11 protein-coding genes are annotated in these 13,336 nt (G+C 70.3%); 3 read left to right on the forward strand and 8 right to left on the reverse strand.

The annotated features are described in order from the left end of the window. Window positions 1-71: 71 nt before the first annotated feature. Window positions 72-749 carry a response regulator gene (locus ACWESM_RS01365; RefSeq protein ID WP_452490659.1) on the forward strand — a complete coding sequence of 226 codons (678 nt, stop codon included), beginning with the start codon at window positions 72-74 and terminating at the stop codon, window positions 747-749. Beyond that, window positions 742-2,214 carry a sensor histidine kinase gene (locus ACWESM_RS01370; RefSeq protein WP_452490660.1) on the forward strand — a complete coding sequence of 491 codons (1,473 nt, stop codon included), beginning with the start codon at window positions 742-744 and terminating at the stop codon, window positions 2,212-2,214. Before ACWESM_RS01365 ends, ACWESM_RS01370 begins: the two co-directional genes overlap by 8 nt. Before the next feature lie 357 nt (window positions 2,215-2,571). Here ACWESM_RS01370 and ACWESM_RS01375 read toward each other — a convergent pair whose 3' ends face one another. The 8 genes from ACWESM_RS01375 to ACWESM_RS01410 form a co-directional block, all read right to left on the reverse strand. Then, window positions 2,572-3,474 carry an alpha/beta hydrolase gene (locus tag ACWESM_RS01375; RefSeq protein ID WP_364426068.1) on the reverse strand — a complete coding sequence of 301 codons (903 nt, stop codon included), beginning with the start codon at window positions 3,472-3,474 and terminating at the stop codon, window positions 2,572-2,574. Window positions 3,475-3,588: 114 nt separating this feature from the next. Beyond that, complete coding sequence (locus ACWESM_RS01380; protein ID WP_355070250.1) at window positions 3,589-4,734, reverse strand: acyl-CoA dehydrogenase family protein; 1,146 nt, start codon at window positions 4,732-4,734, stop codon at window positions 3,589-3,591. 788 nt (window positions 4,735-5,522) lie between these two features. Then, entirely contained in the window at window positions 5,523-6,419 is an 897-nt protein-coding gene (locus ACWESM_RS01385) for a lysophospholipid acyltransferase family protein (protein WP_452490662.1), read from the reverse strand. Between the two features lie 230 nt (window positions 6,420-6,649). After that, window positions 6,650-8,077 (reverse strand): GTPase HflX, encoded by a 1,428-nt coding sequence (gene hflX, locus ACWESM_RS01390; RefSeq protein ID WP_355071016.1) that lies wholly within the window; start codon window positions 8,075-8,077, stop codon window positions 6,650-6,652. A gap of 189 nt (window positions 8,078-8,266) precedes the next feature. Beyond that, entirely contained in the window at window positions 8,267-9,148 is an 882-nt protein-coding gene (dapF, locus tag ACWESM_RS01395) for a diaminopimelate epimerase (RefSeq protein ID WP_355071014.1), read from the reverse strand. Window positions 9,149-9,181: 33 nt separating this feature from the next. Further along, complete coding sequence (locus tag ACWESM_RS01400) at window positions 9,182-10,018, reverse strand: TrmH family RNA methyltransferase (protein WP_364426073.1); 837 nt, start codon at window positions 10,016-10,018, stop codon at window positions 9,182-9,184. After that, window positions 10,015-10,947, reverse strand: coding sequence for a tRNA (adenosine(37)-N6)-dimethylallyltransferase MiaA (miaA, locus tag ACWESM_RS01405; RefSeq protein WP_452490664.1), 933 nt, complete (start codon window positions 10,945-10,947; stop codon window positions 10,015-10,017). Before miaA ends, ACWESM_RS01400 begins: the two co-directional genes overlap by 4 nt. Next, window positions 10,944-11,708: a class III extradiol ring-cleavage dioxygenase family protein gene (locus tag ACWESM_RS01410; RefSeq protein WP_356961494.1), complete on the reverse strand. Its 765-nt coding sequence runs from the start codon at window positions 11,706-11,708 to the stop codon at window positions 10,944-10,946. The genes miaA and ACWESM_RS01410 overlap by 4 nt, the downstream gene beginning before the upstream one ends. Window positions 11,709-11,948: 240 nt before the next feature. On the opposite strand from ACWESM_RS01410, the gene ACWESM_RS01415 reads away from it, so the two are divergent. Next, window positions 11,949-13,325 (forward strand): DUF349 domain-containing protein, encoded by a 1,377-nt coding sequence (locus tag ACWESM_RS01415; protein WP_356961492.1) that lies wholly within the window; start codon window positions 11,949-11,951, stop codon window positions 13,323-13,325. The last annotated feature ends 11 nt before the right edge of the window (window positions 13,326-13,336 follow it).

A 13,336-nucleotide genomic window follows, 5' to 3' on the forward strand; every position in this document is an offset into this window, starting at 1 on the left:
GGCGAACCGAGCTGAAGGCGAGCTGAAGTCACCTGAAGACGGTTTCAGGATCCGTCTGCCACTCTTGGGGGATGCGTCTGCTGATCGTCGAAGACGAGAAACGTCTGGCTCGCACGCTGGCAAAAGGGTTGTCTGCCGAGGGATTCGCCGTGGATGTGGTGCACGACGGCGCCGAGGGCCTGCATCTGGCGACGACAACCGACTACGACTTGATCATCCTCGACATCATGCTGCCCGGCATGAACGGCTACCGCGTCTGCGCCGCGCTGCGCGCCGGTGGCCACGAGACGCCCGTGCTCATGCTCACCGCGAAAGACGGCGAATACGACGAGGCCGAGGGCCTGGACACCGGCGCGGACGACTACCTCAGCAAGCCGTTCTCCTACCTGGTGCTGCTGGCCCGCATCCGTGCGCTGTTGCGCCGCCGGACCCGCGGCGGCGCCCGTGTGCTGCGCGTCGGTGATCTGACCGTGGACCCGGGCACCCGGACCTGCCGTCGCGGCACGCAGGACGTGACGCTGACCGCCAAGGAGTTCGCCGTGCTCGAGCACCTGGCCGTCCGCGCCGGGGAGGTGGTCTCGAAAGCCGATATCCTGGACCATGTCTGGGATTTCGCCTATGACGGCGACCCGAACGTCGTCGAGGTCTACATCAGCACGTTGCGCCGCAAGATCGACGCGCCGTTCGGGCGCCGATCGATCACCACCGTTCGCGGCGCGGGCTACCGGCTGACGGCCGATCGTGCCTGAGCGAGCCGCGCGGGCCTGGTGGCGCTCGGTCCGCGTGCGCACCACGGTCGCGGCGACGGTCGTGGTCGCGGTGGCGCTGACCGCGGCCGGGCTCGCGGTGCTGGCCGTGCTGCGGCACAACCTGGTGCACAGCGCCGAAATGCGGGCGGAGTCCACCGCGCAGGACGTGGCGACGCAGCTCGCGACGGGCACGGATCTCGCCCGGCTGCGGCTTCCCGATGCCGAAAGCGAACCGGTGCAGGTCGTTTCGCTCGACCGCCGCGTGCTCGCGGCCGACGACGACCTCGCGGGCAAACCGCCCATGGCCGAGTTCGGCCCGTACGCCAAGACTTCCGATGACGATGACGAAGACGAGGAGGACGACGAAGAGAACGAGGACGAGAAGCCGGACCGCGAAAGCCTTTCGCAACCCACGGACCCCACGGCGGCCGACGCCGAATTCGGCGACGTGCGGCTGACGGTGGACGACGAGGACGGGCCGCATCCGTTCCGGGTCGCCGCCCTCGCGGTGACCATCCGGGGCGGACAGCCCGCCACCGTCTACGCGGGCTCCTCGCTGGCGACCGCCGACAGCGCGGTGGCGGACGCACGGCAAGCGATGCAGATCGGCCTGCCCCCGCTGCTCGCCGTGGTCGCCCTGGTGACCTGGCTGGTCACCCGGCGCGCCCTGCGCCCGGTGGAGGCGATTCGCAGGCAGCTCGCCGAGATCATGGACGGCGATCTCTCCCGCCGCGTGCCGGAGCCGGGATCTCGCGACGAGATCGGCAGACTGGCGAGCACCACCAACGCCACGCTCGCCGCGCTGGAGGAGTCCACGGAGCGCCAGCGGCGGTTCATCGCCGACGCCGCACACGAGTTGCGCAGCCCAATCGCGAGCCTGCGCACCCAGCTCGAGGTGGCCCAGGCACACCCCGAACTGCTGGAAGTGGACGGACTGATCGGCGACACCATCCGGCTGGAACATCTCGCGGCCGACCTCTTGCTCCTGGCCCGGCTCGACGCGGGTGAGCAACCGCGCTCGGATCGGGTGGACCTGACCGTGCTGGTCCGGGAGGAGTTGGAGCACCGCGTCCGGGACCGGGTGGCCGTGCGGATCGCGACACCGAAGGAGCCCGTCGCGGTCACCGGAAGCCGTACCCAGCTCGCCCGCGTCCTGGGCAACCTGGTCGACAACGCGCAGCGGCATGCCGCGAACACCGTTGACGTCGCCGTGGACCACGCCGCCGACGAGCGGGTGGTGCTGTCGGTCACCGACGACGGACCGGGTGTGCCGCCCGCCGACCGCGACCGGATCTTCCAGCGATTCGTCCGCCTGGACGACGCGCGCAGCCGCGACGAGGGCGGCGCGGGCCTCGGCCTGGCCATCGTCCGCAACGTCGTGGAACGCCACGGCGGCACCATTCACGTCACCGACGGCGCGCCCGGTGCCCGTTTCGTGGTCACGCTGCCCGCAGCCGGTACGTAGCCGGGCGCTACGGGTTCGACGCCGTGCCACGACTGGTGATGATCGGAATCGAGGTCCGCACCACACGTCCGATCGAGCACGTCGCGGTCGATTCCGTTCGACTCCCGGCAGGGGACCCACGCCCATCGATCGTTGCGCGCCGCTACTCGGCCGCCGTGTCCGTCTTCTCCGGTGCGATCCCGTGGTTCGACGTGGGCAGGTCATGGACCTACGACACCGCCACGGTGCCCACGACGAATCCGCCGCTCGCAGCCCTGGACAGCCCCGTCGGCGGCGAAGGCCCTGCCCTTGTCCCGCGTCAGCCGAGCTCGCACGCGAACCGGGCGGCGATAACGCGATTCGGCACCGCACCGTCGTTCAACTGGCGAGCGCGCTACGCAGACTCTCGATGACGACCCGACGCGCGGCACGCCCTTCCGGGGTCGGGGTCAGCGGATAGACATGGGGCAGGCCGGGAGCCTCGTGGTAGTCCACCACGACCCCGGCGCCGCGCGCCGCCTCGACCAGCAGGAGGGTGTCCGGCCACAGGATGTCATCGGTGCCGCAGAAGACCGTCAGCGGGCCGAGTCCGCGCGGGTCGGCGGCCAGTGGGCTGACGCGCGGGTCGGCGAGCTCGAGATCGCCGCGCCAGTGTTCGATGAACACCCGCGATCCCGCGACGCCCAGCCACGGGTCCCGTGGCTGCACGACCTCGATTTCCGGATTGGTCAGCGACAGATCGAGCGCGGGGGCGATGAGCACGGTGCCGGGCAGCCGCACGTCGTGCTCGTCCCGCAGGGCCACCGCGGCCGACAGTGCGATCTGCCCTCCGGCGGAATCCCCTGCCACGCATACATTTCCGTAGGTCTCCCGGTTGGCGAGCGCCAGCTCCACGAAGCCCGCGACGACCTGACCTGCCGTCCCGAACGGAATCAGCGGGTAGATCGGGACCGTCACCGCCGCACCGGCTTCCGCGGTGACCGCCGCGCACAGCGCCCAGTGCTGCGGCGCGATCTCGTGCACCCAGCCGCCGCCGTGTGCGTACACAACGTTCCCTCGTGGCGTGCGCCCGCGCGGAGTGAGGGTGTAGACCGGCCAGCCGCCGCGACGCTCCACCGTGATCGTCACATCCGCGCGCAGCCGGCGCGGCGGACCGTAGTTGCGCGGCCGCACGCTCCGATCGAGAACCCGCTTGCGCGCGGACTCGGCATCGATGAACACGCGATTGGCCCGCGTCGCCTTCAGGTACCCGCGCACCACCTGGTTGGCCAGACTCGGCATCGCATCTCCTCCACTCCGGCGACCGGCGAACGGCGAGTTCGCCATCACCTCGGAAGGCGATTGTGCCGCACCCGGGCCGGCGGCAGCCGTCGGCCCGAGCCGGAATTCGCGCCGTCAGGACAGCTTCAGGCTGCGTCCGATGATCTCTTTCATGATCTCGGTGGTGCCGCCGTAGATGGTCTGGATGCGGGCGTCCATGTAGGCCTTGGCGATCGGGTATTCCTTCATGTAGCCGTATCCGCCGTGCAGTTGCAGGCAGCGGTTGATCAAGTCGAGCTGCTCCTCGGTGCTCCACCACTTCGCCATCGCCGCGTCCTCCGCGGTCAGCTTGCCCTCGTTGAGCAGCTCGATGAACTTGTCGACCATCAGCCGCACCGCGGTGGTCTTGGTGGCCAGTTCGGCGAGCACGAAGCGCGTGTTCTGCAGCGCGCCGATCGGCTTGCCGAACGCCTTGCGGTCGCGGACGTATTGCACGGTCATGTCCAGGCAGGACTCCATCGCGGCCGCCGCCATGACGGCGATCGACAGACGTTCCTGCGGCAGGTTCTGCATGAGGTGGATGAAGCCCATCCCCTCGGTGCCGAGCAGGTTCTTGCCGGGCACGCGCACGTCGGTGAAGCTCAGCTCGGCGGTGTCCTGGGCCTTGAGGCCGAGCTTGTCCAGGTTGCGGCCGCGCTCGAAGCCGGGCATGCCGCGCTCGACCACGAACAGGCTGAAGCCCATGGCCCCCTTCTCGGGGTCGGTCTGCGCCACCACGATCACGATGTCGGAGTTGATGCCGTTGGTGATGAAGGTCTTGGCGCCGTTGAGGATCCAGTCGTCGCCGTCCCGCACCGCGCGAGTCTTGATGCCCTGCAGGTCCGAACCGGTACCCGGTTCGGTCATCGCGATCGCGGTGATGATCTCGCCCGCGCAGAAGCCGGGCAACCAGCGCTGCTTCTGCTCCTCGTTGGCCAGCTCGAGCAGATAAGGCGCGATCACATCGTTGTGCAGCGAGAAGCCGAGGCCGGAGTACTGGCCGCGCACCGACTCCTCCGAGACGATGGCGTTGTAGCGGAAGTCCTTCACCCCGCCGCCGCCGTACTGCTCCGGCATGGCCATGCCGAGGAAGCCCTGCTTGCCCGCCTCGAGCCAGACCGCCCGGTCGACGATGCCCTGCTCCTCCCACTTCGCGTGATTCGGCGCGACGTGCTGATCGAGAAACTTGCGGAACGACTCCCGGAACAGTTCGTGCTCGGGTTCGAACAGTGTGCGTTCCACGCCAACCTCCTAGTGACCACACCGGCCGGTCCACACCGACCAGTCGTTGCCCCATACCGTACCCGGGGCGAGAATCCCTGTTCACTTCTGGGGCCGGAACCATGGTCTCACCAGGAGCGGCGGATCGGGTCGAGATCAGCGGACGAGATTCCCGGCAAACGATCGAAGGCATGGGACGGTTGATCGCCACCCTGGGCGGGACGCCGCAGAACGAGGCCGGCCTGCCACTGACCGGCACGCGCTTCAGTTGTCGATCAAGACGACGGACTGCGCGACCACGGACACCGACTGAGCAGACTCAGGCGAAATGCCGACAGGCGCAGACACCGCTCGCCGATGACAACGACCGCCGCGGTCGCCACCCGGCGCGCGAGGTCGGATCCGTCGACGGCCCGATGGTGTCGGCGCGGATGACCGGAGTGACTGCGAGCCGTTCGGCCAGGCGAGCCCCAGCCATCCCAGTGGTGCGCGAGGTGTCCGGACATGACAGTCGGCCGGACCCTCCGCCGGTCCAACCCAGCTCGCGGCGCGCTCGAGAACCGGCCGTCACTCGACCTGTTCCGACGACTCGGCCCGCCGACCGCCGCCGCCGCGCAAGCTCCAGGTCGCGATGGCGGTGCGTCCGGCCGGGAAGCTCCGCGGCTGAAGTGCCGATCGGGCGTGGGAACGGTCGAGCCGTGAGCTCTGCGACGAATCGCCCTCCGTGACGTGCCGCGCTCGCAGCACCGACGCCGACGCCGAACAGCCGGACGATGAACAGTCGACCGTCGCGCGGATCGCCGCAGCCCTCAGCGCGTCAGCCAACCGCGCAAGCGGCCCAGCAAGGTGCGCCCTTCGTCGCGCGCCCGTTCGGCGAAGAGGAAGTTCATCTCCTCCTCCAGCGCTTTGCGCACTACGTCGCGGAATTCCGTGGCGGCGGCGTGCATGTCGCCCGCGTTGCGCCACGGCGCCGGGTCGATGGGCGCACCGGCGGAGAAGTAGAAGCGTTCCGGACGCGGGATGACGGTGGGACCGACGCCGCGGATGAGCGGCGGGGTGAGGTCGCGGCTGAGCCCGAGCGCTTCCACGGTCCAGCGCAGGGGGCGCAGGATCGGATGGTCGCCGTCGACCAGGATGTCGTAGGCGTCGTCGACGCCGATCATCGCGACCGGGACGATGGGCGCGCCCGCCTCGATCGCCATGCGGGCGAAACCGCTGCGCCCCTCCCACTTCAGCAGGTACTTCTCGTTCTTGCGGCGGACCGCCTCCCGGCCACCGCCAGGGAACACCATCACGGCCTCGCCGCGCCGGAGCAGGGCCAGGCAGTTGGACCGAGTGCCGCGCACCGCGCCGTAGTGGTGCAGCAGGTGCCGGACACCGGGAACGTTGATCAGCACGTTCTCGGCGAGACCGCGGATCAAGCGGCCGCGGCGGCGCAGCACCTCGGGCAGCAGCATGGGGGCGTCGATGCCGCCCAGCAGGTTGTGGTTACCGACCAGCAGCACCGGGCCGTCGGCCGGGATGTTCTCCAAGCCGTAGAAGCGCGGGCTGGTCCACGCGCGCAGCGGCGCGAGCAGGGTGTCGATCACCCGCAGATCGGTGTCGGTCAGCGAAACCGACAGCGGCGCACCGTCGCTGAGCGCCGGATCGGCGCTGTTCGCGGCGCCGGAGCGCCGGGTGCGGGAATCGGAGCGGGCGTCCGACATGAACCCTCCTGGTGTCGATTCGATGACGATAGCGCAACGAAATCGACTGCGTCGCACCGGATGTGCGCGTCGCATCGCGACACGCCCGATCCGGTCGATCGACCAGCTCGTTCGCCGTCCCGGCAAGCCTGCCGCGAACTCGCACTTCAGCGGCGATCCACGAGCACGGATACGCCGCGAACCAGCGCGCGGAAAGACAGCGTCACATCTCAGGAAGTGAGATGCTCGACCTAATCCTGCGTACCGGCCGTGCCCGCGTGCGCGTACTCCGACAAGGCGGCGGCGAGAGCATGCGGGACGCGCGCGTGGACGCGGGTTCCGCCCTCTTCGTGATCCGAACCGAGGATGCGGCCATCGGCGTGGATGCGGGCGAGCAGGTCACCGCGCGTGTACGGCAGCAGCACGCTGATCTCCACGTCCAAGTCCCCGAGCAGCTCGGCGAGCCGCTCGCGCAGCCCATCGATCCCGCGGCCGCTGCGCGCCGACACGAACGACGCGTCGGGCAGCAGCGCACGCAGATTGGTGAGTTCGGTCGGCCCCATCGCGTCGGTCTTGTTCACCACCAGCAGTTCGGGCGGGGCGGGTGTACCGGATTCCTTGATCACGTCCGTGATCACCTCGCGGACCGCCTTGATCTGCTCGGCGGGCAGCGCGTCGGAGCCGTCCACCACGTGCACCAGCAGGTCGGCGCCGGTCACCTCCTCCAAGGTGGAGCGGAAGGCCTCGACCAGCTGGGTCGGCAGGTGCCGCACGAAGCCGACGGTGTCGGTGAAGACGACCTCGCGCCCGTCGTCCAGTTCGGCCCGGCGGGTGGTCGGATCCAGGGTGGCGAACAGGGCGTCCTGGACCAGCACGCCGGAGCCGGTGAGCTTGTTCATCAGGCTCGACTTGCCCGCGTTGGTGTAGCCGACGATCGCGACGGACGGGATGCCACTGGACGTGCGGCGCGACCGCATGGTGTCGCGCGCGGTCTTCATCTCGCGGATCTCCCGGCGCAGTTTGGCCATCCGCTCACGGATGCGACGACGATCGGTCTCGATCTTGGTCTCACCGGGGCCGCGCAGACCCACGCCGCCGTTGCTACCGGCGCGGCCACCGGCCTGCCGGGACATCGACTCACCCCAGCCGCGCAGCCGGGGCAGCATGTACTCCATCTGGGCCAGCGAGACCTGCGCCTTGCCCTCCCGGGAAGTGGCGTGCTGAGCGAAGATGTCCAAAATCAACGCGGTCCGGTCGACCACCTTGACCTTGACCACCTTCTCCAGGGCGGTCAGCTGAGCGGGGGTCAGCTCGCCGTCACAGATGACGGTGTCCGCGCCGGTCTCCAGCACCACGGAGCGCAGCTCGTCGGCCTTGCCGGAGCCGATGTAGGTGGCCGGATCCGGCCGGTCGCGGCGCTGGATCAACGCTTCCAGCACCTCGGAGCCCGCGGTCTCGGCGAGCGCGGCGAGTTCGGCCATGCTGGCCTCGGCCTGCGTGGCGGTCCCCGTGGTCCAGACCCCGACCAGCACGACGCGCTCCAGGCGCAGCTGCCGGTACTCGACCTCGGTGATGTCGGTGAGCTCGGTGGACAGGCCCGCAACACGGCGCAGCGAACTGCGGTCCTCCAACTGCAGTTCACCGGTGGTCGGATCGGCCGACCAACCCGATCGCCGCATCCGTGCCCGGTGCTCGGCGACGACGTCGCCGGTCACCGCGTCTTCGCCGGACACCGCGTCGTCGGCCGCATCGGCGGCGCGATCGTTCGCGTCCGCCGGAGTGAATTCATACGTCTCTGACTTCCTCATACACCATCCATGCTGCCACGACATCACCGCAGCACGCACCCGGTTATCGGGGCGATGCCGCTACCGACCGTCCCACCAGGCCCCGGCGAGGCGACCCGAGGCCAGCAAAACCGACGGCCCGCGCAGCCATGCCGAGCCGCGCTCGAGCCCGACGGTCAGTTCGCCGCCGGGCACCCGGACCGTCACCCGACCGGAGTCGGCGCCGATCCGGAAGCCGTCGGCGGCCAGCGCCGCGGCGGCCGCGGCGACGGTTCCCGTTCCGCAGGAACGGGTTTCGCCCACACCGCGCTCGTAGACCCGCATGTCGACCGACCTCTCGGCGTCCAGCGCCGTGACGATCTCGACGTTCACCCCGTGTGGGAACAGGTCCGGATCGAAGCCGGGCGGCACGGTCAGGTCGAGCTTGCCGAGCGCGTCCACGGACATGCCCGGATCGACGCAGGCCAAATGCGGATTGCCGACATCGATGCCGATCCCGGGCAGCGCCCAGCCCGCGATGGTCGCGGTGGACGGGCCGAGTTCGCGCACCCGGCCCATGCCGACGGTGACGTCCCCGGTGACCGAGTTCCCGGCATGCACGGTGACCGGACGCGCCCCGGCGCGGCTGCCGACCACGAAGCTGTCGCGGGTTTCCAATCCCGCCGCGTGCAGGTAATGCGCGAATACGCGCACGCCGTTGCCGCACATCTCCGCGATCGAGCCGTCGGCGTTGCGGTAATCCATGAACCAGTCGTCGGCGCCCACGTCCTCCGGAAGCTCCGCCAGCACACCGGCGGCCTGCAACGCACCGGCCCGCGCGACCCGCAACACGCCGTCCGCGCCGAGCCCGCGCCTGCGATCACACAGCGCGCCGACCTGCTCGGCCGTCAGCGCGAGGCCGGCCTGCGGGTCGGGCAGCACCACGAAATCGTTCTGGGTGCCGTGACCCTTGGTGAACTCGATATCCGGCACGTGCGATGTCTCCCTGTCTCGTCGTCATTTGGCAAACGTCCGGCGCTGCCGGGAAATTTCGTAGAGCGCCACCGCGGCCGCCGAGGGCGCCCCCAGCGAGCTGGCCGTCCCACCCATCGGGATGTGCACCATGTCGTCGCAGGCCGCCTCCCACGCGGCGCTCATACCGCTGGTCTCGTTGCCGATGACGAGGATGGTCGCGTCGGTGAAGTCGTAGTCGTAGGCGGCGTGGCTGCCGTGCTCGTCGGTGCCCACGATGCGGGTCGGGATGCCGCGGCGGATCTGCCGGTTGCGGAACTCCAGCACCTGCGCGGGCCCGGCGGCGCGGATCACCGGCACGGCGAACAGCGAACCGGTCGAGGCGCGCACCGCCTGCGGGTCGTACTGGTCGGCGCCGTGTCCGGTGACGATGACGCCGCTGGCGCCGAACGCGTCGGCCGAGCGGATCAGCGTGCCCAGGTTGCCCGGCGAGTTGGGCCGGTCGAACACCACGACCACCGGCGCGTCCTCCCCTGGCTCACCCGGCTCGAAGGCCTCCAGTTCGGGCTGCCGCGACTCCGCGACCGCCACCAGTTCCGGTATCCCGGCGGCCTTTTCGCCGAGTTCGGCCATCAGCTCGGGCACCAGGCCGACCTGTGGCACACCGCTGGTGTCCAGCACTTCGCGCGCCCAGCTGGACAGCTCGGGGCCGCCGAGCCGGTACAGCAGCGTCTCCAGCGGCCAGTCGTTGGCCATGGCCTGCGTGATCGGACGCACGCCCTGCACCAGGAAACGGCCGTCGCGATGACGCTTGGTGCGGTTGTTGAGGTAGGCCTGCCACACCTGGACGGAGGCGTTGCGCGTGCTCACACGTCGGGTCACTGCGGAGTCCGTTCTTTCTCGTCGAGCAGGGCCAGCGCCGTCGCGGCCGGATCAGGGGCGGTGCCGTCCACCCACCGCACCCGGGGATCGCGCCGGAACCAGGAGCGTTGCCTGCGCACGTAGCGCCGCGTGCCGATCAGGGTGCGTTCCTGAGCATGGTTCAGGTCGTATTCGTTGTCCAAATAGGCCAGGACTTGTGCGTAGCCGATGGCCCGCCGGGCCGTGACGCCCTCGCGCAGGCCGCACTCGATCAGGCCGCGTACCTCCTCGACCAGCCCGCCTTCGAACATCGCGGCGGTGCGCCGCTCGATGCGCGCGTCCAAGGCCGCGGTCTCCCGGTCGATGCCGATGACGATCGTGCCCCAGCGCGGCCGCCCGATGGTCGGCGCCGACGCGGCGAACGGCTGTCCGGTGAGTTCCACGACCTCGAGCGCACGCACCATACGGCGCCCGTCGGTGGGCAGGATGGTGGCAGCGGCCACCGGATCGGCCGCGCGCAGCGCCGCGTGTACGGCCGCGACGCCCCGCTCGGCGAGCACCGTCTCCCAGCGCGCCCGCACGGCCGGATCGGTGGCCGGGAACTCCCATTGGTCCAACAGCGCCTGGACGTACATCATCGAGCCGCCCACGATGACGGGCACCCGGCCGCGCCCCATGATCGCGACGACGTCCGCGCTCGCCGCCGCCTGATACGCGGCCACGGACGCGGTGTCGGTCACGTCGAGCACGTCGAGCTGGTGGTGCGGGATGCCCCGGCGCTGCGCGACGGGCAGCTTCGCGGTGCCGATGTCCATGCCGCGGTACAGCTGCATGGCGTCGATGTTCACGATCTCGCCGCCGAGTTGTTCGGCCAGGTCGAGGGCCAGATCGGATTTGCCGGTGGCGGTGGGGCCGACGACCGCGATCGGAGTGATGCCGGAATCCGTCACGGCGCGTCGTCTCCCGCGGGCCGCCAGAGGCTCACGTGGTAGCCGACTCCGAACGGGGCGTCCCGGTAGCGCGTCTCGACCAGCGGATCGGCGCGGAACAGCCCGGCCAGCACCTGATAGGCCGGGCGGCCCGTCACGCCCAGTTCGGCACACAGTCCGGAGTCGAGTGCCCGCAACGCGGCGCGATCACCCGCGCTCAGCGCGTCGTCCAGCCGGTCCTGCACCGGACGGGCCCGTTCATCGAGGTAGCCGGGCGCCTTGACCGACAGCGTCGCCGCGCCGTCGGCGACGACCAGCACACCGCGCGGCTCGCCGTCGCTGTCCAGCTCGGCACGCAGCTTCGTCCCGGCCTCCCGGCAATGCTCCGCGGGCGCGTCCGCGGCGACGACACTCGCCTCGGCGACCGCGTCGGGGGCGACCTGCCCGCGTAGCCACCCGCCGATCAGTACGGCCAGCGGCAACCCGGCATCGGCCTGCCGCGCTCCGGCGACGGCGGCACTCGAGAGGCCGACCCGCACGTCGACGCCGAAGCCGCGGAACGTGCCGACGGTCTCCGGACCGAACGTGCGGTCACCGGCATCGGCGCCGATCACCGTCCAGTGGCCTGTCACGGACGCGAAGGCGCGCACGGTGTCGAGCACGGCCGACCGCAGCACCGCGCGCGGATCCGAATCCCCTGCTCCCGCCGTGTCCGCCGCACCACCGCACAACTCGGGGACCAGCACGGGCGGCGACGGAACGAGGGCGGCGACGGAGAACACGTCGTAACCGTAGTCGTTGCGGGTCCTGCCGGTACCGGCCGGCTTCGAGTGTCTCTGCCGTAAATACCGCCGAGATTGATAGTGTTCGAGGAGCTACAACCCAGGTCATCAGGGGTTGGAATCCGCGGGATTCCTCCGTGGGAAGGCATGGATCGATGGTCACAAGGGCTCGGACCGGGTTGAATGGAATGAGCTAGGGCGTAACCAGGCAGCCGTGACGCGCGGCAGGGACGAGGAAAAATGACCGACAGCAACGGAACCGCGAAAGCCGGACCCGGCAAGATGCCCCGTTCTTCCGGTGCTCCGAAACCGGGCCGCTCGATTCAACCGCCCAAACCGCACGCGGTCAAACCCGCCCCGGGCCCGGCCCAGCAGCATCCCCATCCCGTCGTCGTGCCCACCGTCTCCGATCCGAGCCGGTGGGGCCGGGTCGACGAAGACGGCACCGCGTGGGTGAAGACCGCCGAGGGTGAACGCCAGATCGGCTCGTGGCAGGCCGGTGACGCCGCGGAGGGCTTGGCCCACTTCGGCCGCCGGTTCGACGATCTGGCCACCGAGGTCGCCCTGCTGGAGGCCAGGTTGGCCGCGGGCGCGGACGCACGCAAGACCAAGGCCGCCGCCGTCACGCTGGCCGAGTCGCTGCCGACCGCCGCCGTCATCGGCGACATCGAGGGCTTGGCCCGGCGCCTGCAGGCCATCGCCGAGCACTCCGAAGAGGCCGCCGCGCACGCCAAGGAAGAGAAGGAACGCGCCAGGCACGAGCACACCGAACGCAAGGAGGCGCTGGCCGCCGAGGCGGAGAAGATCGCCGCCGAGTCCACCCAGTGGAAGGCCGCGGGCGATCGGTTGCGCGAGATCCTCGACGAGTGGAAGTCCATCCGGGGCGTGGACCGCAAGGTCGACGACGCGCTGTGGAAGCGCTACTCCAAGGCGCGTGAGGCGTTCAACCGCCGCCGCGGCGCGCACTTCGCCGAGCTGGATCGCGAACGCGCCGCCGCGAAGGCGCGCAAGGAAGAACTGTGCGTGCAGGCCGAGGAACTGTCCGGCTCCACAGAGTGGGTGGCCACCGCGGGCATCTTCCGCGATCTGCTCACCGAGTGGAAAGCCGCCGGTCGCGCGCCGCGCGAGGCCGACGAGGCGCTGTGGCGGCGCTTCAAGAGCGCCCAGGACGTCTTCTTCGCCGCGCGCAACGCCGCGGTCTCCGAGCGCGACGCCGAGTTCGAGCACAACGCGGCCGCCAAAGAGGAACTGCTGAACCACTACGCCTACATCGATCCGTCCGCCGACCTGGAAGCGGCCCGCGGCGCGCTGCGCGAGCTCCAGGACAAGTGGGACGCCATCGGCAAGGTTCCGCGCGAGCGCATGCAGGAACTGGAAGGCAAGCTGCGGGCTATCGAGAAGCGTGTGCGCGACGCCGTCGACGCGCAGTGGCGGCGCACCGACCCCGAGGCGATGGCCCGCGCCGCCCAGTTCCGCGAGCGCGTGGCGCAGTTCGAGGAGCAGGCCGCGAAGGCGCAGGCCGCAGGCAAGGCTCGCGACGCGGAGAAGGCGCTGGAACAGGCCAAACAGTGGCGAGAGTGGGCCGAGGCCGCCGAGGGCGCCGTCAGCAACCGCTGAGATATCGGCCC

The organism is Nocardia sp. NPDC003999 (assembly GCF_053604885.1).